This is a genomic window from Streptomyces sp. NBC_00057 (assembly GCF_045041165.1).
Lineage (GTDB): Bacteria > Actinomycetota > Actinomycetes > Streptomycetales > Streptomycetaceae > Streptomyces.
The window spans coordinates 168,764-189,378 of record NZ_CP108257.1 but is presented as its reverse complement, the minus strand read 5'-3'; the positions used below and the strand labels follow the sequence as shown (position 1 = coordinate 189,378).

Sequence of the window (20,615 nt, the reverse complement as noted above, 5' to 3'; positions counted from 1 at the left end):
CCATCAATTGTTGAACGGCCTTCCGCCGGACGCCCGCACTTGGTGCTCGTCAAGCACGTCCAAGCGCCGCCGCCGTTCCAGGCCACCCTGGACAGCCGAATCGTCGTGGAACAGGCCAACGGCTTCCTCGCACCCCGCCGCGACATCGGCGTCGACGAGGCCTTCCGACTCCTGCGCGCGCACTCGCGCGAGCACGGCGTCCCGCTCACCGACATCGCCCGACAGGTTCTGGACGGCACCACCGACCCCACGCTCCTGGGCCCCCGTGCCTGAGACCCCGCCGGGCGGTGTAACCGCCTTCAGACAACGGGGTCGAGCATGACGTCGGTGCCGCAACGCGCGATGGCCCGATACCTGCGTGCCCAACAGACCCGAGCCGGCCCCCGTCTGCCGCCGTTGCCGCTCACGGAGTGCGCCGACGCCCTGGGCCTGGACGGCCTGGCCTTCCTCGCCGCCCCCGGCGGCCCGCCCCCGAGCTCCTGCAATCCTGCGGCGCCCGCACCGCACCGCTGGAGGATCTTCAGCTCATCCAGGGCCAAGGACCCACCACCGACGCCGCACGCGGCACACTTCCTCGGCTCCGATTTGCCCACCGTCCCCACGGAGCGCTGGCCCGGCCTCCTCCCCGCGGTCCTGGACCTGGGCGTACACGCGATTTCGCGTTCCCCCTGCGCATGGGCGTCATCGTCCCGGGCGTCCTCACCGGCCACCGCACCACCCCCGGCTCGATGCCCCTCGACCGTCTCACCGACGCGTTCGTCCTGGCGGGCTCACTGTCCTCACTCCTGATCGGCGCGGCAGCTCATCCCGACACGCCCACCGCTCTGCTCGCGGAAGGCCAGGAACTGCACTTCGCCGACGTCCACCAGGCCACCAAAATGTTCAGCGCACAACTCGCGATCACCCCCGCCCAGGCCCTGGTCCGCCTCCGCGCCCACGCGTTCGGCCACGACACCCCCTGTTGGACACGGCCCGCGACGTATTGCGCCGCCGACTCCACATGGACACCGAGGACGGCATGGCCGACGCCCTGCCGATCAACCAAGTCGTCACCAGACTTGCCTGGGATCTCGGGGTCCGTGTGAACCTGCGGGGCACGGTGGTCATCACCGGCGCTGACCGTACGACAGGGGACCGTTGCGGGTCTCTCTTCGAAGCATTTAGCGATTCTGCGAAGGCAACTTGGGCACCGAATCAGGGGCCAGTCAGAGGATCGGCGGACGGCCGAGCCGGGTCATGCGCCACACCGTCCTCCACTTCATCGGCTGGCGCGGTCCGCAGGGTTTCCGCACGCCCTCCAGGAATCCGCTCCACCAGGCCTTCAGGCCGGTCAGGGTCCGGATAAGCGCCATGGTGAGAAGGATCCACACGCCGAGATACACCGGGACCAATAGAGCTGGAAGCCTCCGGCGCGCAAGCCAAACCCGATTCCGAGCCGTGAATCGGTAGTAGCCCGCGTGCCGGGCCGGAGAGGTTTTCGGGTGCTGGAGGACGAGGTCGGGTTCGTACAGGATCGTCCAGCCTGCATCGAGCGCACGCCAGGCCAAATCAGACTCTTCGTGACCAAAAAAGAACTCTGAAGCCCACAAACCGATCGCGCTGAGCATGGGCATCGAGAAGGCATGTCCGCCACCGAGGAACGCGGTGACCTGACCGCGGCGCATCGGATCGTCAGCGCGCAGCCGGGGCACCCAGCGTCGCTCGGTACGTCCGTGCTCATCGGCGACCCGGAACCCGATGATCCCCAGTCGAGGGTCTGCCGCGAACAACTGCTGGACCTTACGGAACACATCGGCTGTGATGAGTAGGCCGTCATCGTCGAGTTCGATGACGACGTCGGCTTCTCCTGACTCGCGCAGCATCTCCAGACCGACGTTGCGGCCGCCCGGGCAACCTAGGTTTCCATCAAGCGGGATCTTGGTCACGTTCGCCGCTACATCCACCTCAGTGAGGGGCGTCGCGTTGCCGATCAACACGACTCGCGCCGCTGGCACGTCCTGCTTCTCGATCGAGGCGAGAAGAGCCCCCAGCTCGCTCGGGCGAGTGCCCATCGTGACGATGACGACTCCGAGACGCGGCAATGACATAGCAGCAAGCTCCAGTAGTCGACGAAGGTGCTGATGCTAGCCGCGAACGAAATCCCCTTCGCACGTCGCATACATGTCTGTGACGAGAAATACCTGGTCACGTGCAGTAAACACATGTCAGAGGCGAGAAAACATGAAGAGAGCGACCTCGCATGGCGTGCTCTGGACGACGGCTGGAAGATCCTTTATGAGCCCGACCTTGTTCTTCAGCACCCCAAGACCTCCCCGGCCCGGCATGCTGCCTACTACCGCTTCACCGCTCGAAATCGAGTCTGGCTGGCCCGGCGGCGACTGCCTCTCCCCTTGATCCCGCTCTATCTGGGCGTGTGGACCGCGCTCACCCTGGCCCGCATCCGGTCCCTCAGCGGGCTGAAAGCGTGGTGCGGCGGCTTCGTGGAGGGGCTGCGCAATCCGTGCGGTCCCCGCAAGGCGATGAAGTGGCGCACGGTGTGGCGGATGACGCGCCTGGGGCGCCCCCCGCTGATCTGAACGTCCCCAGTCGCGTACGACTCCCTCGTGCACCGCCGCGTACCACTCTGCATGCTTAGTCCTGTGCCCGAGCGAAGCCGATCAGCGCCGGGGGCGCCGGTCGGCAAGCTGGGTGACATTCGTCTGGGCCTTCAGGTCCTCCTCGAGCTTGGCCGCGCGGAGTGCCGGAACTGGATCTGGGCGACGGCGACGGCAAGTTGAGAGGTCAGCTCGCGGTTGCGGCGGCGGAGCTTTGCGTTGCGTGCGACGAGTCTGTCGTGTGCGGTCGGTCCGCTTCGAGGGGCGGCGGGGGCGGCCCGGTGATCAGCGATCTCTCGGGCGATGTCGGGGTATCGGCGGCGGAAGGTGGTGTTGGTCAGGTCAAGGCGGCGGGCCAGCATGAGGACACTGGGCTGCTTGTTGGTCTCGCGGCAGGTGTCCAGTACCTCCTGGAGGTGCTTGCGGACCAGGGCCTCGGGCAGGTCGGGGACGTTGCGAGTCATGCCGGAACAGCCTCCTGCCCGTTCGCCGTCAGGAACTCGACGATCTCGGCCCGTCGACTCTCAAGGAGCTGTCGAAGACGGGGCGGCAGCGTCGGCCGCGAGGCGATGCGCCCGTCGATGCGGACGATCTCGCGTTGCCAGGCGGCGACGTTCTCGGCGGTCAGTGCGACGTTGCGGCAGGCCAACGGCAGGCAGCCGCCGTGCGAGGGAAGTCCTTCGCTGTTGCCGCGGCGGGCTTTCTCGCAGAGGGCCTTGGCCGGATCGTTGACGCAGGTGATGTACTCGCCGGGATAGATCGCCGGGTCGTGACGCTTCATGATCCTTTTGAGTCGGTGTCTGTCCAGCGCGACCTGGCCCTGGAACTGCGCGTGCTCGCCGAAGTCCGTGAGCCGGCGGGCAGCCTCTTCGGCAGACGGGCCGGTCAGTCCCGCGTGCTGGTGGGAGTCGATCATTTCCATGTAGACCTCGCCCCGGGCGATGTCCTGCTCGCTTTCGACCTCGGCCCGGAAACCGGAATCGCTGGTCCCCGCATATCCTTCGAACATTTGGATTGATTGATGCCGATATTGCAGGGCCCCAGCTTCCGCCGCCTGCTGTGGAAGCGCGGCATCAAGCCGATGATCGCCCGACGCGGTGTCGCCCACGGCTCTGGACTGGGCAAGGTCCGTTGGGTGGTCGAGCGCGCCTTCGCGTGGCTGCACCAGTTCAAACGACTGCGCATCCGCTACGAACGGCGCGCCGACCTCCATCTGGGCCTGCTCGAACTGGCCTGCAGCCTCATTTGCATACGCCGCCTGCGCACATCATGTTGAGGCGATCAGTCAGGTCAGGGCGATCGGGTTGGTGAGTGCGGCGACGTGCCCGTTGGGATGGCGGACCTCGATGCGGACGAACGCCGAGTCCTCCGCCGTCGTGTGCCACTGCACCGCACCTGCTCCGTCGCTGGGAAGCGACACGCGGTGGACCTTCCCTCTATCGGTGTGGAAGCTGACGGTCGCCGCCGGCACACCAAGTACTGCTGCCTGCACTTCGACCCGCCCACCATGAGTTGCGAGCTGTTCGCCCACCCCGGCGATGCGACCATCAACGCTGGCGGTGAACGACACTTCCACCTCCGCCGACTCGGCGATCCAGCTGCGGCCTGAGCGGAGCCCGGCGAGGATCGCCTGGGTACTCAGCTCCTCGCAGAAGACCACGGTGTGCGGGATGCCGATCTGCCCCTCCAGGTGTGTGTCGCTGTTGCCCATCGCCGGCCGCCAAGAGCCCGTCTGGATATCGGCTGCGAGGCTCCGTCCCCACTCGGCCAGGGCGGCCTCGTTGTCGGCATTCCAGGGTCGGTCCGAAGTCCACAGCCCGTTCCACACCTCCACCACGTCGAAGCCCCGGAAGGGGAACATGAAGTCGCCCGACGGATAGGGTGCGTGGGGATGTGCGGCCACGCACAGGCCTCCCACTTGATGGACCTGATCCAGACACCGATCGATCAGTCCGTCCCTGACCTGGTGGTTCCAGTCGACGACCTGACCGGGGCTGGTGCCGAGCGCAAGCCAGTGCCCGGTCTTCGTGGTCACTTCCTCACCCAGCACTATCAAGAAGTCATCGGCAGCCAGATGCGCCCATACATCGGGTGCCGCGGCAGAGTTGTGCTCTGTCGTCGCGATGAAGTCGAGCCCAGCAACCCGTGCCCGCAGTGCCAACTCTTCGGGAGCGAGTTCTCCGTCCGAGTGGACGGAGTGGACATGGCAGTCCCCGCGGTACCAGCCCGCCCCGCGTCCCAGCGCCCGTACCGGCGGGAAGCTCAAACTCAACAAGGTTCTCCTCCATCAAAGGCCTGTCGAGCAAACGTCCAGGCAGAGCAACCGGTTCCGTGACACCACCGGGCGCCGCCCCCGCCGAGACATCAAGATCAAATTCTCATTCTGAAACGATCAGTTAGTCGCCTGGACAGCTTCGAGGTATTCCGTCCAGCTGTTCTGGGCGTACTGGGCCCAGACGTGGGCGGTGTTGGGATGCATGCCGAAGAGGTCGCTGACGACGATGGGCGGCAGATCAGTGATCGCTTCCATCATGGCCGTGTTGCGGGCGTGGATGCCTGGTAGGCCATGCTTCCTCATGTAGTCCTGGACGGTTTCGGCGCGTCGAGGACGGCTTGGTGGACGGCCCGGGAAGAGAAAGCCAGGTGTGCCGTCGTGTGGCTGCTGAAGCACGGAGGTGCGGCAGTTAGGGCTGGCGATCTGCTTCTCGATGAGGACGGCGAGTCGGGGCGGCAGGAGGACGGGGTGCTTGTCGATCGTGAGGTAGGCGTCGTCGCCGTCCCGGTGGAAGCGGTCGGTCGTGAGCTCGACGATGCGCGTGGTGGGTAGGGCATAGAGGCTGGTCAGAGAGCCGATGATGCGGGCCTCAAGCGGGAGGCTGTCATCGTTGAGACAGCGGCGAAGCTGTTGGCTGAGTTCCTCGCTGTGCAGGAATCGGCCGGGCAGTCCGTACCTCTTCCGCGGGATCGTGACCTTGCCCGTCAGGCGGCGGGCGACGGCCCAGCGGATGAACGCCGAGACTCCGCGGACCTGGGTGGAATTACTGGTCATCCAGAGGTCCATGACCTCCTGGCTGAGATCGGCAAGGGCGATCGAGTTGCCGTCGAGCCAACCCATGAACTTGATCGCGGCCCGGACGTTCATCCGGTCGGTCGAGGCGGCGTTGGCGGTGTAGTGGCCCTTGTCTGCCCGACGTCGGGCGACGCGCAGGACGCCCCACTCAGCGAATGGGCGTATGACCCGTGCGTGGTGCGCAGGCAGGTCCGCGAGGGTGTCCTTGAGCCAGATACGCAGACGGGCGAAGTCCTCCTGCCGCTTGGGCAAGACGCCGGTGGCGACAAGGAGTTCCCGGATGTAGATGGTCCGTGAGTCCTGGGTCAGATCATCGAGCAGGTCGTGGGTGACCTCGTGATGTTGCGCGGCGATGCTTGCCAGCATCCGGGCCGCGTCGCTGCGGCGGATCCAGGAGAGGACGGACCAGGGTTCCTGGGCGGCGCCAAGCTGTTCCGCAAGCGGCTGGAGCTGAGGGCGGACGGTGCCGTCCTCACCACTGAGGAGGTCGCAGACCCGATCCTGGGCAACACAGCGCGCGCAGGATCCGTCGGCGTAGATGTCGCCGGGGTAGCCGCAGCGGCGGCAGGCAAAGTCGATGTCGGCGCCCGAGCACGGACCGCAGATGTTCTTCCCGTCCTCCATCCGTCCGACGAGCGTGCGCAGGACGCTGCACTGAGCGCACGGAGCCGGGTTGCGCCTTCGGCGCTGGTAGCACGTGTGGCAGAGAGCGCCGACAGGCCAGTTGGCCTCCACTGGCTTGGTCTCTCCGCAGTCGGCGCAGGGCAGGGACCGGCTCGGGCGGCAGGACGAGCAGTAGAACTCGCCGCCGCGGCGCTGGAAGCCGTGTCGGCGCCGGCCGCAGACGACACAGGTCTCGACGGGCCCGCGGTAGCAGTCGCGGCAGATCGCGGGCTGGCCCTCGGTCTTGCGGACGCTGATCGGTTTGATCTGCTGGCAGAGGTCGCAGAGCCGGGGCGGGGACTCGTAACAGGTCTGGCAAACCGGGCCGTCATCGGTGAGGGCCTGCGCCGGCCGCAGCCTCCCGCAGCGGACGCACTCGTGTTCCGGCTTGGGAGCACATGCCCGACACAGACCGGTGCCGTCCTTGTCGCGACGGACTGGTTTCCGGTGGTGTCCGCATCCGGCGCATTCCTCGAGGACCATCGGGTCGCTGCCGTAGCAGCGTCGGCAGATCGGGCCCTCTTCGCGATGGGTGACGATGTGTCCGTCCCGGCCGCAGCGGGCGCAGGGACGAAGTTCTGTCCGGGCGAAGCACCAATCGCAGCAGCGACCTTCCGGAGTGTCCCGAAGGAGGTTTCGACCCGTGCGGCGGCAGCGGGCGCAGGCCAGCTGGGTGACGGCCTCGCCATGCCCGGTGGCTTCGAAGTGCTGCAGGAGCCGGACCACCGGAATCGGGGAGTGCGGTGAGGGCTCGGTGAGCGCGTACGGATGCTCGGCGAAGTACTTGTCCAGGGTCCGGGCGGGGCCGGCGGTCCATACCTTGGCCTTCTTCAGGGCCGTCTGAGCCTCCTCGGCCGTCAGCGCGGGCCCTGCCACCTGCTGAAGGTAGGCGATCAGGCGGGCGCGGGCCTGGTCGAGCTCGCGCCGCCGTATCTCCTCTTGGTTCACGGCTTTCCTGGGCGACGGATCACGGTGCGGCGGGGCGTGACCGGCAGCGCGCTGGCGTCCCCGTCGGCGGTCTTGCGGACCTGGACGTTGACGACCTCGGGCTTGATCAGGTCGTTCGGCGTGCACTGGAGGATGTCGCAGAGGGCGACCAGGGTGTCCATGCTCATGCGCTGCGGAGGCTGGGTCACCAGCCGGTAGACCTGTTCGCGCGACAGCGTGACGCCGCGTTCGGCCAGCAGTGGCACCAGGTCGGAGGTCTGGAACATCTGGCGCTCGGCCATCAGCTGCCGGAGCTGCCACTGATAGCCCATCTTCTTGATCACGAGATCACGTCCCAGTCGTCGCCCAGTCGGTTCTTCAGCGATGCTGCCAGCAGCGTGTTGCGGTACTCGTCCGAGACCCCCATGTAGACGGCCGTGGTGGACGCGTGGGAATGGCCGACCTGTTCCTGAACAAACCGGGCGGGATAGCCGAACTCGGTCAGATGCGTGATGTAGCTGTGCCGGAGGCAGTGGAGGTCCAGGTCCTCGTCGAGGCCGGCATCCTTGCGGGCCGTCGCGAACGCGTCGTTGATCGAGCGCGGTGATACTCGTCCGACCCGCTCGGTCACCCAGAGGGCGGGGTGGCGTCCGGGCGAGAAGTGCGGCCGGATCTCCGTCACGTACTCGTCCAGGACGTCGACCGCCCAGTCCATCTCCGGGACCATCAGCACCGTGCGGCGCTTGGGTGGTGCCCCCTTCGATGCTTTGCCGAAGCGGACCATCATGCTGCCGTAGCCGCGGAATTGCGGAGCCTTGCGACTGCGTCGCAGATCGACCAGATCGACCTTGGATGACTCCGTCCGGCGCGTGCCGTAGGCGTAGATCGTCTTGATGACCGCGGCGTCCCGCAGGGCCGTCAGGGCACCCTTGCGGCCCTGGCCCTTGATCCTTCTCGGCCGGGCGTCGGCGGCGTCGAACAGGGCCTGAACCTCGTCATAGGTCAGAGGACGCCGCCGCGGATCGCCCTCGTACTCGACCGTATGCAGGACCGAGTTGCCCTCGTGGAACACCTGCTGCGGGACCTCGTCGAACCGCTCCAGGCAGGCGTCGATCCAGCCGTAGCGGGAATCCAGCAGGTACTCCAGGAACAGCTCGATCGTCACCTCATAGGTGCGAGCCGTCGACAACTGGATCGGCTTCTTGCCGCTCCGAAGGTGAGCGATGAACGCCTCTCCCTCGGCCGGTGTCCACTGCCACGGGTACTGGCCCGTGAACTCCTCCAGCCGCTCGCCGAGGGGTACGACATCACTCCGATTCCGCCGCCAACACTCGAGACCGATCCCGCTCAGCAGCAGTAAGGGCGGGCCCCGCGGTTTCCCGAACTTGGGAATCGGTGCCCACGTACGAGGTGCGCCGTACGGGTCTTCCGTGCGGCGCACTGCCGTGACCGCCCTTGGCGGGATCAGAGTGTGACGAGCGTCGGTCCGGGGTGGGTGACGATCGCTCCGCCGGACGCGATGAGGCGGAGCTTCGGGAAGGCGTGAACGGGCTCCTCGCCCATGACGGTCGGCCACTCATCGGCGGAGAGGCCGTAGGACGGAGGCTCCCACATGCAGGTGCTGGAGTTCGGGATCAGCGACGTGGCCTTGCGGTACTTGGGCTCCCAGACCCAGTCGAAGAACAGAGGCAACAGACCGCCCTTGTTCGGGATCGCATCGGGGGCCTGCTCGTGGGACCGCTTCGCCCGCTCCTCGATGCCCCTGCCGTACGCCTGGCAGCGGGTCCGGGAGCAGAAGCCCCACATGCGGAACCGCCCCGTTCTCAGGTCGGATTCCGAGAAGCTGTACATGGTGGAGCGCCCGCAGAGCCGGTCAACGCGGACCATGGGGGCCTGGCAGCCCTTGGGGTCGGCGTGCCAGTCGTGTTCGTACCGGGGGGCGTCCTCGGCGAGGAACTGCCACATCCGCTCGTTGCTGGCGTTGAGGACTTCGCGGGTTCGTGTCCAGATGCCGAAAGCGGGGTCGTGGCGGCGCGGGTCGCGGAGGGTGACCCAGCCGAGGGCGAGGATGAGGTCGCGGGTCCCGGTCGGCATGCGGCGCTCGGTGTAGACGCGGGCTGCGAGCTGGTCGTAGCGGACGAGCGCTTCGTGGTCGGCCATGCGGATTCCGTTCGTGGGATGTGGCGGCCGGTCGGCGTAGAGCTTGAGGTGGTTGGCCTTGAGTACGGCGGCGGGGCGGCCGGCTCTTTGCCGATGCTGCGGCTGCCCCGCTGAAGTGCGGCCGGTCCGGCCGGCGCGACGGTCTGTCGGTGCTCAGGCGGCTAGCTGGTGCGTGGCCGGGGGTGCGATGTAGCTGGTCGGGTCGGCGCGCAGCGGTGCGAGGGGCTGGCGGTCAGAACGGGGGGCCTTCGTCGAGGACGCTGGTGTGCCGGGTGTCGGTGAGCGAGGCGCGGCGGATCCGCAGTTGCCAGTCGCAGCGGACCGGGGCGCCGGGCGGGGTGTCGAGTTCGTGCAGGAGCACGATCAGTGCGTCTTCGTCGGGCAGTTCGACGCTGGTGTAGGTGCCGCATTCGCAGGGGGCGACGAGGGTGACGAGGTGGGCCATGTCGCCGTCTTCGTCGTGGCCGATCTGGGTGAGGCTGTAGTGCAGCCACCAGCCGCGGCCCCCGTCCGCGCTGCCGAGGAACGCGACGGCGGCCGCTTCCAGTCCGTGGTTGTGGACCGGTGGGTAGCCGTGCCAGAGACCGGCGTGCACAACCGCGTACAGGGTGGTGGGGAACAGCCATGCGGCAACGGCGTCGGCCTGGACGGCGGCGTGACGGGCGGCCTTGTCGCCTGCCCGGTATGGGCCGGGAAAGTTCAGGGAGTGCAGGCGTTGGTGCAGGGCGATGACCGGGGCCGGTAACGAACCGGTGCGCTCGGCTGTGGTGGTTTCGGGCATAAAGCGGTCTCCTCATCTCAAGTGGGTGGGTGCAGGCCGGTCGGCCTGTCCGGTCCTCGCCCACCCGTGTGGGGTGGGCGAGGACCAGGCGGAGCGACCGGAAGGTCAGCGCTGCTGGAGCTGGCGGACGTTGTCGGGGGTGTCGTCGCCGGGTCCGGCCGGGGCCGGGATCGTGGCGTGGATGTGGAGTTCGGGGCGGAACTCCGGCTGGAAGACCGGGGCGGCGTTGTGGTTGTGGACGACCGGGCGCAGGCTCAGGCCGCGCAGGGCGAGGGCGGAGGCGGCGGTCCAGGCGAGGACGGCGATCCCGGTGGCGACGACGCGGCTGTCAGCCGGGGTCGCGGACCAGATCATGGCAACGGATGCGCAGCCCCAGATCGTGAAGGTGATGCGGGCTCCGGTGCTGTAGAAGAAGCCGCCGACCAGTCCGAACAGACCTGCCGCCTGCCAGGCGGCGTAGACGGCGGGGGCGGTGACGGCGAGGCCGGCGCCGGTGTGCTGGGCGATGAACGTACGGACCGGGTTGTCGACCACGGCCCAGAAGCCGCTGGAGGTGGCGGGCGTCGGGGCCGCGTCGGTCAGGTGGCGAGCGACGGCGGAGACGATGTCGGCGGTGGTGTCCAGCAGGATGATGACCGCGCACGCTCCGGTCAGGCCGAGCAGTGCCTTGATCCAGTGGGCCATGCCGTGCCACCCGGCGTGCCGGGCCCGGCGGATGTCCTCCCAGTGGGCGTACAGGGCGCCGCCTTCGTCCCAGGCGGTGTTCCACCACGCGCGCAGCGGGGCGAGCCGCGGCTTCTTCGCCGCTGCGGACGGCAGTTCGGGCTGGGTGTTGGGCTTGTCGTTGTTCTGCATGGTCAGGCAGCTCCTGCTGAGGTGTGGTTGGGCGGGTGGTAGCGGTGGCCGGGCGGCCTGTCCCGCGCCCGACCCGCGTGCGGGTTCGGGTGCGAGGCAGGGGGACCGGACGGGGCGGGTTACAGGCCGCGGGCGTCGGCGAGGCCAGCGGCCTGGTCGAGCATCCGCATCGGGATGCGGCCGCTGGCGAAGCCGTCGTTGAAGGACGGCACGGAGTCGGCGTCGGTGAACTTGCGGCGGATCGCGTCCATCAGGACCTCCAGGCCCCGTGACTCCAGGCTCTGGTCGCCGCGGGCTTCGGCGTGGATCGCGCCGTACAGGCAGCGGGCGCCTTCCGCGTCGACCAGGGCGCCGGTGCACCAGCCGTCGGTGAGCAGCCGGTGGTGCGCGCGCTGCAGGAGCGCCGCCACCGGGGTGGGGTAGGGGGTGGGCGGCTGGAGGGTCGGGGTGAGCGGGACGGTGAGGACGTCGCCCAGGTCGACCGGCTCGGTGTCGATGTGCGCCGTGTTGACCTCGTAGGCGACCTTGGCTTCGTCCAGCCGCACGCTCATCGCCGCGTTGACGAACACCATGCGTTCCTCGAGGGACAGTTCCACCGGTGGCGCGGGGGCCGCAGTGGTCTGGGGGGTCGTGGCGGGGTGGCTTATGGCGGGGGTGGGTGCGGTGGTGGGCATCGGGGCTCCAGGCGGGGTACGCCGAAGGGCGCCGCCGGGGTGGTCTCCGGCGGCGCCCTTCGGCGTCGTGCAGCGGGGAGGGGAGGACCTGCTAGTCGGGGGTGTAGTTCAGTGCGCCGCAGTTCCAGCAGTCCCATTCGTCGGGGACGTCGACCAGGTCGCAGCAGTCGCACCCGTCGCCGTGGACGACGCAGTCCTCGCCGCAGTCCCAGCAGGTGTAGTGCAGGTGTGCCATGCCCTCGTCTCCCCCGTGTGGTTGGTGGGGCCCGAGACGAGCATGCGACAGATTCCGGCGTTTCACAGGGGCGTTGGCGGAACTGGCCGGTGGTTGACGATCAGAGGCTGGAGACCAGTCCGGCCAGCGAGGCGAGGCCGCTGTTGATGAGCGGGGCCAGGCCGGTCGCAGCGAGGGTGAAGCCGAACAGGGCGCAGGCCACGGCGGAGCCGAAGCGAACGTAGCCGCCCTTGAGCAGGACGAACACGATGATGCCCAGCAGCACGGCGGCGGAGATGGACAGGGCCACGAAGGGGTCCTCCTTGATGAGGTCGGGTGGGGCCGGCCGTGCCCGGAGCAGGTCGGCCCCACCGGTGAGGAAGGGAGAGGGTCAGGCGTTGTTGAGGCTCTTGATGGCTTCCAGCGCCTGGCGGGGCGAGGCGATCTGGGGTTCGCGTCTGCTGCCGGACTTCGGTCCGCGCTTGCCGCCACCGCCCTTTCCGCCACCACCGCCGCGACGGCGGGAGCCGCCGTCGTCGTCGCCGTCGCCTTCCTTGGGCTCGGGCCAGAACTCGCCGGGCCGCATGGGCTCGTTCCAGTCGAACCACAGGCCACGCTTTTCGAGCTCGCTGACCTCGTGGTCGGTGAGGCGGTTGACCTCGTCGGGGAACAGGTCGGCGAGGTCGGTGTCGAAGTCCGCGTACAGCGACCGCATGAGGACCGCGCGGCCGTTGTCCAGGACCATGACGGCCACGCCGCCGGTGCTCACCCCGTTCTCGGGGTCGGCCTCGCCTTTCATGGCCCGCTCGATCGCGGAGCCCTCCTGCTGGGAGTAGCGGGCCGGGATGGTCGGCACGTCGTAGGCGTTCTCCATCGTTCCCTCCGCCGCCTTGCGGGTGGCGCCGGGTGAGCCCATGTTGAAGATGGTCGGCCGGGAGTTCTGCCGGAGGTTGTCCTTCATCTCGGTGGAGAACCCGTTGTGCGCGAACGGCGACTGACCGGCCGGGTTGAAGCCGATCCCGTACTTCAGGCCGGTGACCGTGAGGTCGTCGCCGTCCTTCTGGATGAACTCGCCGAAGTCCCCGTCCTGCGCCGCGGTCATGAACTCGTCCGCGTAGACGTTCAGCTGCCGGTAGGGGCAGCGCGGGTCGCCCGGCTTGTAGTCGTGCGGCTGGCCGTCGTGCGGCCAGGGCATCTCCGCCCTGATCTCACACAGCGCCTTCGCCGCGCGCAGCGAGCGGGCCATCCACAGGGCGTTCGATCCCTGCCGGTCGATGTACCGCCCCAGCGTGGACGTCTTCTCGTCCTTGCGGACGGTGGAGAGCCACACGACCTGGCCGTCCAGGGACTGGGCGGCCATGTTGATCGCGAAGAACTGCGTCTTCCCGCTGCGGCTGACACCGAGGATGAGGCCGTGGGCGGCTGCGTTCTTGTCGTGCTGGAACACCATGTTCTTCACCGGCTGGCCGGTGATGGTGAACCCGCACACGTACATGCCCTTCGCGTCCGGCGTCAGCAGCTCGCGGGTGGCGGGGAAGATCGCCGACAGCGGCGGCTTGTCGAACGCGCTGATGAGGAACTCGGTGCCGTCGATGAGGACGAAGACGCACGAGTCGTCCTCGGGGAGCTTCAGGCCGCGGCAGACCTTGGCCAGGTCGATACGCGGGGTCGTGGTGGCATCGGCCATCTTCGCCCGGTAGAACGTCACCCCGCGTACGTCGTCGCGGGTGCGGTGGACCAGCTCGGAGCCCGGGGCGCCGCCCTTGGGCGAGCCGACCTTGTCCGTCCAGCGCTCCTGGTCGGTCGGCTTGGTGCGGCGGCGCTGGTTGGCGTCGGGGGTGATGCGGGCCTCCATCCAGCCCGGCCCTCCCTGGCGGCCGGGCTGGATCGCGACGTCCATCAGGACGACGTCGCTCGCGGGCACGGCGAACGGTGCGGCGACCGCAGTCTCGGACAGGCCGGTGATCGGCCGTCCCGGTTCCGAGGCGCGCAGCAGGATCGTCATGTCGTGCCGCATCCCGGGGTGTCGGGTGGCCTTGACGACGTGCGTGCGGGCGGGCATCCCGGCCTGCTCCCACATCATCCGCACCTCGCGGGTGAGCAGGTCGGCGCCGTCGTCCGGCACCGCCGCGACGGGCTCGGGGGCTTCGGCGGGCGCCAGCTGCGGGGCCGGAGCGGCGAGGGCCGGGCGGTGGCGGCGGCGGGCGTGTCGGGAGAACGGCATCACCAGGTAGCCGGCGGCCGCCCATCCGGCGGCGAGCAGTCCGTCCAGCCAGTACGGGCCCCAGCCGGTGGTGTGTCCGGCGGTGACGTCGATGGCGGCGGCCAGGACCAGCGGGGACCAGCGCAAAATCTTGCGTCCGGCGCCGGGCTCGTCGCTCTTGGCGGCCAGGATCCATCCGCCGATCCCGGCGGCGCCGGCCAGCTGTACGACCTGGTTGACGGGGCTGTCGGGGTAGAGGTTGGGGGCCACGGCCAGCACGGGCGCGGCGAGGGTGTAGGCGAGGCGTTCGAGCGCGACACTGCGCGGCGTGGTCACCGGGTGCTCCTTCGGGAAAGGGTGCGGGCGGCCCCGCAAGGTCTGCGGGGCCGCCCGTGGCGGGGTGGGGGAGGGGTGGGGGTCAGCGGTCGAAGAACCCGGGCCGGGGGGTCTTCTCGCGCCGGTTGGAGCGGATGTCGTCCAGCGCGCCGTACAGCTTGGAGTGGGTGCTCTTGGTTTCGTGGGTGAGGTCGGCGGTCTCCTGCGCGGTGTCGTGCAGGCGGCGGACCTGGATCGCGGCGCCGCCCAGGGCGACCGAGACCAGGTTGGTCACCTCCACGAACTTGCCGTCCAGGCCGGCGTTCTCGATGTCGCGGGCGACGTTCTCGGTGCGGGTGGCGTTGGCCTGCATGCTGCGCTGCAGCGACTCGAGCTCGAGGGTGGCGTCGTCCATGGCCTTGCCGAGCTTGTCCAGCTTGTTCTGTACGGCCTTGTAGCGGTTGTCGCCGTCGGCCGGGGCGGGCGCAGCCCCGGCGGGGCGGGGCACGAGATCACTCATCGGTTCAGGTCCCCTTTTCTGGTTCTAGTCGTGGTGAGCGGCGGCCGACGCGTGCTTCAGACCCGCGTCCTCCTTGGCGGCCATGTCCTGGCCGTAGACGCGGGCGACCTGGGTGGCCGCGAGCATGGCGGCCTCGTTGGCGATGCCGCACTGCTCCGCGCACCGCTCCGCCTGTCCCTTCATCCGGGCCGCGGAGTCGGCGAGGTCGGTGATCAGGTCGGTGACGGCGGTGGAGATGTTGTGGTCGCCGACCAGGTCGGCGGCCATCTCCCGCAGGGCGTCGGCGACCTTGCCGAGCGCCTCCATCAGGGCTTCGGCGCGCTCCTGGTCGGAGGCGGCCTTGATGGCGATGTTCGCCATCTCCATCAGGTACTCGTCGAACGTGATGTCCGTGCGGTGCTGGGCAGCCAAGTTGCCCTGCCCGGACGGCTTGCTGACCGATGCGCTGCTCACGCTGCTCCCTTCCGTGTCCGTGCTGGTGGGTCGGCTGGTGCCGGGACGCTCGGTGTGCTTGTCCGGTGCGGGCGGCAGGCCCTTGGTGCCGGTCGTCACGGCTGCGGGGGCGTCGGGGACGATGTCCGCGTCGACGATGTCGTCCTCGGTGTTACTGGCGGGCTTCGGCGGGCCGCTGGGGTGGTCGGGCCACTCCACCGTCGGGGTGGGCGGTGGCCCGAACCGGCTGTCCGATGACCCGCCCGTCCGGCCGCGCCGACCGGCACCCGCCGTACGACCGGTACGCCCGGCGCCGCGCCTCGTGCGGCGGGTGCGGCCCCGTCGCCCGGCTCGGCCCGAACCACCGGCGCGGCGCCGGAACCGGCGGCGCTTCTTCGAGCCGCCAGACGCCCCGTCAGCGGCCTTGCCGTCCTTGCCGGACTCATCGGCTGCCGGGGTGTCCTTTTCGGCGCTGGAGGCCCCGTCAGAGGCTTCCTTGGCGCTCTTGTCGTCCTTGCTCTCGGTGCCCTTTCCCTTGCCGTCCTTGTCCTTGTCCTTGGTCAGGCTCACCTTCTCCGTGCCGGCCGCCTTGGCGTCCGCGGCGCCCTTCGCGTCGGCGCGGCGCTTGTCGAAGCGCCGCTGGGCTTCCTCGCCGACGGCCTGGCCCAAGGTGGTGCGGCCCGTGTCGGCCGACGCCGCGGCTTCCCGCTTCGCCTTCCGTGCCGCCTCCCGCTCCGCCTTCTTCGCCCGCCGGTCCTGCCATTCCTGCTGCCGGTTGGCGCGGGCCTGGTCGCGGTTCTTGCTCCGGTCGGCGACGCCGGCACTGTGTCCGGCGCTGCGCCGCTCCTGCCGTCCGGCCTGACGGGTCGCGGCCCGTTCAGCGCGGCTGCGGGCCCGCTCCGCACGGGCGTTGGACGCCGGGCCGTGCTGCGCCCGGCCGCCGCTGTCACCCTTCGAGCTGCTGCCCTTGCCGGAGCCGCCAGAGCCGTTGTGGGAGCCCTTTGAGCCCCCGCCGGGCCCGGAGCGCCCGGGGCCGGTGGAACGGTGGCCAGAGGACCGGTCAGGGCCTTTGCCGCCGCCTTTGCCGCCGCCGCCCGCCCCGGACCCCGACCGCCCGGCGGTTCCGCCGGAGTTGGAGCCCTTCGATCCGGGCCCCTTCGATCCGGGCCCCGAGTTGTTGCGGGGTCCGCTGGCGCCGCTGCCGCCCCCGCCGCGCGTGGACCCGCCGCCCCCGCCGGCCTTCGAGCGGCCCTTGTCCGCGCCCAGGCCGGAGCTGGGCGACTTCATGCGGTCGGCATCCGCCTTTCCGCGCGCCGCCGCCTTATCACCCTTCGCCTTCATCATCGCGGTGTGGAGCTTTCCGTTCTGCTCCATCATCGCGACTTCCTGCGCGGTGCGGCCCTCCAGCAGCGCGGCTTTCCGTGCTATTTCAGCTTCACGGAAAGGCGCTTCGCTTTCGTGGCTGTACCGCGCCATTTCCAGCCGGAGTTCCAGCCAGTCACCGAGACGGTCGGCGAGAGATCGAGGCTGGACGTATTCGCCTTCCTCATATTCGCCGTCATCTTCTGCGACTTCCGGCGGAGCAATTCCCTCCGAACGCAAAGCCGTTGCCGGGTCCGGCGCGGCCGGAATTGTCGGCAACTGCATCGTCGTCTCTTCCGGCGACTCCGGGGGCGGGGCGGGAATGTCCTCCGGCGGCGGAATGGTGTCGCCGTAATCCGCGATCGGCGGCGGCACGTACGAGGACTCGCCGCGCCAGGGGCCGCGGACCAGGATCCCGTTCGGGTCATCCACATCGGACACGGAGCGCCTCCTTCCAGGGGGTTGACAGACAGGGGGTCTCGTGTGCACGCGTGTGCACGTGCACGTGTGCACGCATTACGCGAGGCGAAGGCCCCGCCGGAGTCCGACGGGGCCTTCGCTGGTGGGTGTTCAGTTGCGCGGCGGGTGCTTCGCCACAACCTGCTCCGCGTACTGCAGCAGGTCGTTCCAGATCCGCTCGTTGCCCTCCACGCGCTGGTCCAGCGCCGTGATGAACAGGCGGCAGACCAACGCGAATCCGGCGTAGACGCCCGGCTGGTTCGCCTTGACGTCTTTAGCCATTCGGGATCGTGCCAGGCGGAGCCAGAATTCCATCTGCCCAGCCTCGCCGCGAGATTCGCGGGCTTTCCTCGCCTCTTCCTTCAGCCAGTTCTGGCGCTGCTCTGCGGAGCGTTCTGCGCTGCTGAGGGGGCGGTTCACGCCGACTCCCGGTTACCCAGGTCGTAAATCGACGTGGGAACACCATACCCGGAATTCGGGGCCTGTCCACCATGCTGCGGCGGATTCTGCGGAGCGGCCTGAAGCGGCGGGGCGTTCTTCCGCCTCTTTTCCAGTTCCTTTTCCTTCCTCTTCTTGGCGGTATTCGCGACCGCCTCGTCGTGGGCACGGCGCTTGAATGCGCTCTTTTCCAGGCCCTTGGAAACGCCCTCGACGTGCTTGAGGACGTCCTTGAGGGCCCGCTCGACGGGCTGGGCGCGCAGCCAGGCGTCGTAGAACCGGTCGCCCTCGACGTGGGTGTCGCGGCAGTGGACGCGGGTCTCCAGGGCCAGGGCCTCCAGGTTCCGGCCGATGTCCAGCAGGACCCGCTGAACATCGGCCAGGTACCGGGCGGTCGCCTCCGGGTTCTGCGCCACATCGCGCAGAGGTGCGTGATTCGGGTCGTTGCTGCTGTTCACGGCGGGTTTCCTCCTGCTGTACTTGGGGGGCTGTCGACTGTCTTCCGGCAGTCGCAGCGAGGGCCAGCCCACTTCCGATGGGCTGGCCCTCACTGGTGTGTGCCGGACTCGGATCACGTCAGGTGCTTGTCCGCGTCCTCGGGGCGCAGCAGGCCGGCCTTGGAGAGCAGGCGTACCGCGCGGTTGTTGTTGACGGAGAGCTGGTTGCGGACCTGGTAGAGCGTCACGAACCCGTCCTCGCCGCGGGGGAGGTTCTGTACGAGCGGCAGGAGTTCCTCGTCCGTCCGTACAGGCGTACCGGGACGCTCCGCACCCGCCGTACCGCCCATTCCGGTTGCAGGAGAGGACGCGGCGTCCGTACCTGTACGGGCCCCCGGAACACCCTCGCCGCCGGGCTGTGTACGGACGCTGATGGCACCGGTGCGTCCCTGTACGGCCGCACTGGCCGTCCCGGTACGCCTCACAGCCGCCGTACCTGTACGCGCCGCCTTATCGGGGGGGGTGTGTACGCCGCCTGTACGGTCGCTGTACGCCCTGGTCACCACCGCTTCGCTGCCGCAGTCGTGCGGCGGGTGCGAGGCGGGGCGTACAGGGTCCGTACCGTCCCATCCAGTGCCCGAGACGTCGGGGCGAACCGTGTTGTGCGCGGCGTACAGGTCGTGGCTCGCGGCCTCTGTACGGCTGGACGACGCGGTGTCCGTTCCGTCGGTACGCCGGTGCGTACCTGTACGGGCGGCCATTCCGTTTCCGCCGTCCGTACCGGTACGGCCGACCGCAGCGGCCGTACTGCCGTGCCCGTCCGTACCGTCGTCGTGCATGAGCGTGTGGACGCGCCAGATGACGGCCACGAAGATCAGCACTACGAACGTCGTCAGCTGCCACGGAGCTGACTGGCCCTCCTGGACGATGTGGGCCTGCTCGGACAGGTGGTAGGTCACGTTCGCCGACGCCATCAGCAGCAGCGCGTAAGGGATGTCCTTCTTGGCCCGGAACGCGGTGACGCAGTAGACGTCGATGCTGACCGGCAGCAGCGGGGCGACGTACTGGTTGATGCCGACCATGCGGGCCAGCTCGTACTCGCCGGAGGCGGCGAGCCCGACGCCGGCGGCGAGCGCGATCCACGGGGCGGTCTTCCACGCCTTGCGGCTGATGTTCTGCTGCCAGCCGTTCCAGCGGGAGTTGGCCTTCTTCGCCTCCCGGGCCTCATCGAGCAGCCGACGGGCGCGGGACTCATCGGCCTGCGCCCGGTCGGTGATGGCCTTGGCCTTGCGCTCCGCCTCGGTGGTGATGCGGCTCGCCTCCTTCCGGGCGGCCTCCCGCAGCTGCACCGCGACGGTCTTGGCCTCCTCCCGCAGCCGCTCGCGCTGCTTGTCGCACGCCGCCTTGAGCCCGGCGAGCTCATCGGCGAGGGCCTTGCGCTTGGTGGCGGCCTCCGTGTCGAACTGGTCGGTGAGCTCGCGCAGCTTCTCGCGCAGCTCGGTGCGGGCCTGCTCCGCCTCGGTGTGCGCGGCCGCGACCCGGTCGTCGGCCTCGCGGCGCCGGTCGTCGGCGGCCTTGACCGCGTCCGCGTACAGCTGCTCCGCCTCTGCGCGGCGGCCGTCGTACTGTTCGGCTGCCGTCGCCGCGAGCTGGGTGAACCGCTCGCGGGCCTGGTCGACCTCCCGCTGCGCGACGGCGACCAGGTGGTCGGCCTGCTCCTGGGCGCGGGCGAGAATCTGGCCGGCCTCGGTGCGGCGCTGGTCGACCAGGGCGCTGATCTCGGTGAGGTCGGCCTCCGCCAGGCGGCGCAGCTCGGCAACCGCCTTGCCGGTCGCGTCGCGGTCGGTGGCGGCCAGCTCGGTGAGGTCGGTGACCTGCGCGCGGGCCTCCGTCACAAGGGACTCGGCACGGTCGCGGGCCTGGGCCAGGAGCCGGTCGGCCTCGCCGCGCGCCGCCTCCAGGTCGCTCGCCGCCGCCGCGCGCTGCGCGGTGGCCTCCTGGTCGGCGCTGGTGGTGATGCCCGCCGCGCGTGCCTGCGCCTCGGTCATCAGGACGGTGACCTGCTCGTGAGTAGTGGCGACGGCGCGGGCTGCCCGGTCCTCGGCTGCCGTCTGAAGGGCGGCGGCCTGCTCGCGGGCGGTGTCGACGATGTCGGCGGCCCGGTCGCGGGCGTCGGCGACGAGCGGGTCGGCCTCGGGTCGCGGACGGGTGGTGCCTGCCGTCTGTGTGGCGGCATCGACGGTGGTCGGGGCGGTGGGGGTCTGAGGGGTGGGGGTCTTGCGGGTCCGGACGGGCTTGCGCCGGGCCTGGGACTTGGAGCGAGCGGCGGTCGCCACGGTGAGAACTCTCCTTCGAACACGAGGGGATACGGGGGTCTGGGCTATGCCCGGGACAGGGAGGAGGGAAGGCCGGCTTCCCGGCACACGGGCACCGTGGGCTGAGGGGCTGAACGGGGGTGGGCAGCGAAACGGTCGCCGCTCCCGTCAGGCGGGAGCGGCGACCGAGTAGGGC

General features: G+C 69.4%; 21 protein-coding genes and 2 pseudogenes. 4 read left to right on the top strand and 19 right to left on the bottom strand.

All coding sequences use genetic code 11. The features are described from left to right. Nucleotides 1–42: 42 nt before the first annotated feature. Together OG953_RS44265 and OG953_RS44260 are read left to right on the top strand one after the other, a co-directional pair. Nucleotides 43–273, top strand: a complete 231-nt coding sequence (locus tag OG953_RS44265) for an ANTAR domain-containing protein (RefSeq protein ID WP_331735999.1) — start codon at nucleotides 43–45, stop codon at nucleotides 271–273. Nucleotides 274–674: 401 nt separating this feature from the next. Beyond that, nucleotides 675–1,085 (top strand): hypothetical protein, encoded by a 411-nt coding sequence (locus OG953_RS44260; RefSeq protein ID WP_331735996.1) that lies wholly within the window; start codon nucleotides 675–677, stop codon nucleotides 1,083–1,085. Between the two features lie 120 nt (nucleotides 1,086–1,205). On the opposite strand, the gene OG953_RS44255 is transcribed toward OG953_RS44260, so the two are convergent. After that, nucleotides 1,206–2,087, bottom strand: a complete 882-nt coding sequence (locus OG953_RS44255) for a glycosyltransferase (RefSeq protein WP_331735994.1) — start codon at nucleotides 2,085–2,087, stop codon at nucleotides 1,206–1,208. A 132-nt stretch (nucleotides 2,088–2,219) separates the two neighbouring features. On the opposite strand from OG953_RS44255, the pseudogene OG953_RS44250 reads away from it, so the two are divergent. After that, a pseudogene (locus OG953_RS44250) lies at nucleotides 2,220–2,576 on the top strand (glycosyltransferase family 2 protein); the annotation flags it as partial. A gap of 131 nt (nucleotides 2,577–2,707) precedes the next feature. Here OG953_RS44250 and OG953_RS44245 read toward each other — a convergent pair. Both OG953_RS44245 and OG953_RS44240 read right to left on the bottom strand, forming a co-directional pair. Then, nucleotides 2,708–3,058 (bottom strand): hypothetical protein, encoded by a 351-nt coding sequence (locus OG953_RS44245; protein ID WP_331735991.1) that lies wholly within the window; start codon nucleotides 3,056–3,058, stop codon nucleotides 2,708–2,710. Next, on the bottom strand, nucleotides 3,055–3,603 hold the full coding sequence (locus OG953_RS44240; protein WP_331735988.1) for a hypothetical protein: 549 nt from the start codon (nucleotides 3,601–3,603) through the stop codon (nucleotides 3,055–3,057). The genes OG953_RS44245 and OG953_RS44240 overlap by 4 nt, the downstream gene beginning before the upstream one ends. A gap of 39 nt (nucleotides 3,604–3,642) precedes the next feature. Here OG953_RS44240 and OG953_RS44235 point away from each other — a divergent pair. Beyond that, nucleotides 3,643–3,870, top strand: a pseudogene (locus OG953_RS44235) (transposase); the annotation flags it as partial. Between the two features lie 9 nt (nucleotides 3,871–3,879). On the opposite strand, the gene OG953_RS44230 reads toward OG953_RS44235, so the two are convergent. The 16 genes from OG953_RS44230 to OG953_RS44155 form a co-directional block, all read right to left on the bottom strand. Next, entirely contained in the window at nucleotides 3,880–4,860 is a 981-nt protein-coding gene (locus tag OG953_RS44230; protein ID WP_331736175.1) for a CehA/McbA family metallohydrolase, read from the bottom strand. Nucleotides 4,861–4,986: 126 nt separating this feature from the next. Next, nucleotides 4,987–7,275 carry an XRE family transcriptional regulator gene (locus tag OG953_RS44225; RefSeq protein ID WP_331735985.1) on the bottom strand — a complete coding sequence of 763 codons (2,289 nt, stop codon included), beginning with the start codon at nucleotides 7,273–7,275 and terminating at the stop codon, nucleotides 4,987–4,989. Then, entirely contained in the window at nucleotides 7,272–7,598 is a 327-nt protein-coding gene (locus OG953_RS44220) for a helix-turn-helix transcriptional regulator (protein WP_331735982.1), read from the bottom strand. Before OG953_RS44220 ends, OG953_RS44225 begins: the two co-directional genes overlap by 4 nt. Then, nucleotides 7,595–8,596 carry a tyrosine-type recombinase/integrase gene (locus OG953_RS44215; protein ID WP_331736174.1) on the bottom strand — a complete coding sequence of 334 codons (1,002 nt, stop codon included), beginning with the start codon at nucleotides 8,594–8,596 and terminating at the stop codon, nucleotides 7,595–7,597. Before OG953_RS44215 ends, OG953_RS44220 begins: the two co-directional genes overlap by 4 nt. A gap of 122 nt (nucleotides 8,597–8,718) precedes the next feature. Further along, nucleotides 8,719–9,414 carry a hypothetical protein gene (locus OG953_RS44210; protein ID WP_331735979.1) on the bottom strand — a complete coding sequence of 232 codons (696 nt, stop codon included), beginning with the start codon at nucleotides 9,412–9,414 and terminating at the stop codon, nucleotides 8,719–8,721. A gap of 232 nt (nucleotides 9,415–9,646) precedes the next feature. Continuing rightward, nucleotides 9,647–10,195: a hypothetical protein gene (locus tag OG953_RS44205; protein WP_331735977.1), complete on the bottom strand. Its 549-nt coding sequence runs from the start codon at nucleotides 10,193–10,195 to the stop codon at nucleotides 9,647–9,649. Between the two features lie 105 nt (nucleotides 10,196–10,300). Then, nucleotides 10,301–11,050: a hypothetical protein gene (locus tag OG953_RS44200; protein ID WP_331735974.1), complete on the bottom strand. Its 750-nt coding sequence runs from the start codon at nucleotides 11,048–11,050 to the stop codon at nucleotides 10,301–10,303. Nucleotides 11,051–11,169: 119 nt separating this feature from the next. Beyond that, entirely contained in the window at nucleotides 11,170–11,724 is a 555-nt protein-coding gene (locus OG953_RS44195; protein WP_331735972.1) for a hypothetical protein, read from the bottom strand. A 91-nt stretch (nucleotides 11,725–11,815) separates the two neighbouring features. Then, nucleotides 11,816–11,959: a hypothetical protein gene (locus tag OG953_RS44190; protein ID WP_331735969.1), complete on the bottom strand. Its 144-nt coding sequence runs from the start codon at nucleotides 11,957–11,959 to the stop codon at nucleotides 11,816–11,818. 100 nt (nucleotides 11,960–12,059) lie between these two features. Next, entirely contained in the window at nucleotides 12,060–12,248 is a 189-nt protein-coding gene (locus tag OG953_RS44185; RefSeq protein ID WP_266366719.1) for a hypothetical protein, read from the bottom strand. An 81-nt stretch (nucleotides 12,249–12,329) separates the two neighbouring features. Beyond that, nucleotides 12,330–14,477 carry a chromosome segregation protein ParM gene (locus tag OG953_RS44180; RefSeq protein WP_331735964.1) on the bottom strand — a complete coding sequence of 716 codons (2,148 nt, stop codon included), beginning with the start codon at nucleotides 14,475–14,477 and terminating at the stop codon, nucleotides 12,330–12,332. Between the two features lie 82 nt (nucleotides 14,478–14,559). Then, the gene (locus OG953_RS44175; RefSeq protein ID WP_331735961.1) at nucleotides 14,560–14,976 is read right to left on the bottom strand and encodes a conjugal transfer protein TraB; all 417 of its coding nucleotides are present in this window, start codon (nucleotides 14,974–14,976) and stop codon (nucleotides 14,560–14,562) included. A gap of 24 nt (nucleotides 14,977–15,000) precedes the next feature. Continuing rightward, a complete protein-coding gene (locus OG953_RS44170; protein ID WP_331735958.1) occupies nucleotides 15,001–17,211 on the bottom strand; it encodes an ATP/GTP-binding protein in 2,211 nt (736 codons plus the stop codon). 129 nt (nucleotides 17,212–17,340) lie between these two features. Next, a complete protein-coding gene (locus tag OG953_RS44165) occupies nucleotides 17,341–17,649 on the bottom strand; it encodes a hypothetical protein (protein ID WP_331735955.1) in 309 nt (102 codons plus the stop codon). Further along, entirely contained in the window at nucleotides 17,646–18,125 is a 480-nt protein-coding gene (locus OG953_RS44160; RefSeq protein ID WP_331735952.1) for a hypothetical protein, read from the bottom strand. Before OG953_RS44160 ends, OG953_RS44165 begins: the two co-directional genes overlap by 4 nt. A 113-nt stretch (nucleotides 18,126–18,238) precedes the next feature. Further along, nucleotides 18,239–20,440 carry a hypothetical protein gene (locus tag OG953_RS44155; RefSeq protein WP_331735949.1) on the bottom strand — a complete coding sequence of 734 codons (2,202 nt, stop codon included), beginning with the start codon at nucleotides 20,438–20,440 and terminating at the stop codon, nucleotides 18,239–18,241. Nucleotides 20,441–20,615: the final 175 nt, after the last annotated feature.

Excerpts from the sequence above, each read along its gene's own strand:
- OG953_RS44260 (WP_331735996.1), top strand. The coding sequence starts at position 675 with ATGGGCGTCATCGTCCCGGGCGTCCTCACCGGCCACCGCACCACCCCC.
- OG953_RS44255 (WP_331735994.1), bottom strand. The coding sequence starts at position 2,087 with ATGTCATTGCCGCGTCTCGGAGTCGTCATCGTCACGATGGGCACTCGC.
- OG953_RS44245 (WP_331735991.1), bottom strand. The coding sequence starts at position 3,058 with ATGACTCGCAACGTCCCCGACCTGCCCGAGGCCCTGGTCCGCAAGCAC.
- OG953_RS44240 (WP_331735988.1), bottom strand. The coding sequence starts at position 3,603 with ATGTTCGAAGGATATGCGGGGACCAGCGATTCCGGTTTCCGGGCCGAG.
- OG953_RS44210 (WP_331735979.1), bottom strand. The coding sequence starts at position 9,414 with ATGGCCGACCACGAAGCGCTCGTCCGCTACGACCAGCTCGCAGCCCGC.
- OG953_RS44205 (WP_331735977.1), bottom strand. The coding sequence starts at position 10,195 with ATGCCCGAAACCACCACAGCCGAGCGCACCGGTTCGTTACCGGCCCCG.
- OG953_RS44200 (WP_331735974.1), bottom strand. The coding sequence starts at position 11,050 with ATGCAGAACAACGACAAGCCCAACACCCAGCCCGAACTGCCGTCCGCA.
- OG953_RS44195 (WP_331735972.1), bottom strand. The coding sequence starts at position 11,724 with ATGCCCACCACCGCACCCACCCCCGCCATAAGCCACCCCGCCACGACC.
- OG953_RS44190 (WP_331735969.1), bottom strand. The coding sequence starts at position 11,959 with ATGGCACACCTGCACTACACCTGCTGGGACTGCGGCGAGGACTGCGTC.
- OG953_RS44175 (WP_331735961.1), bottom strand. The coding sequence starts at position 14,976 with ATGAGTGATCTCGTGCCCCGCCCCGCCGGGGCTGCGCCCGCCCCGGCC.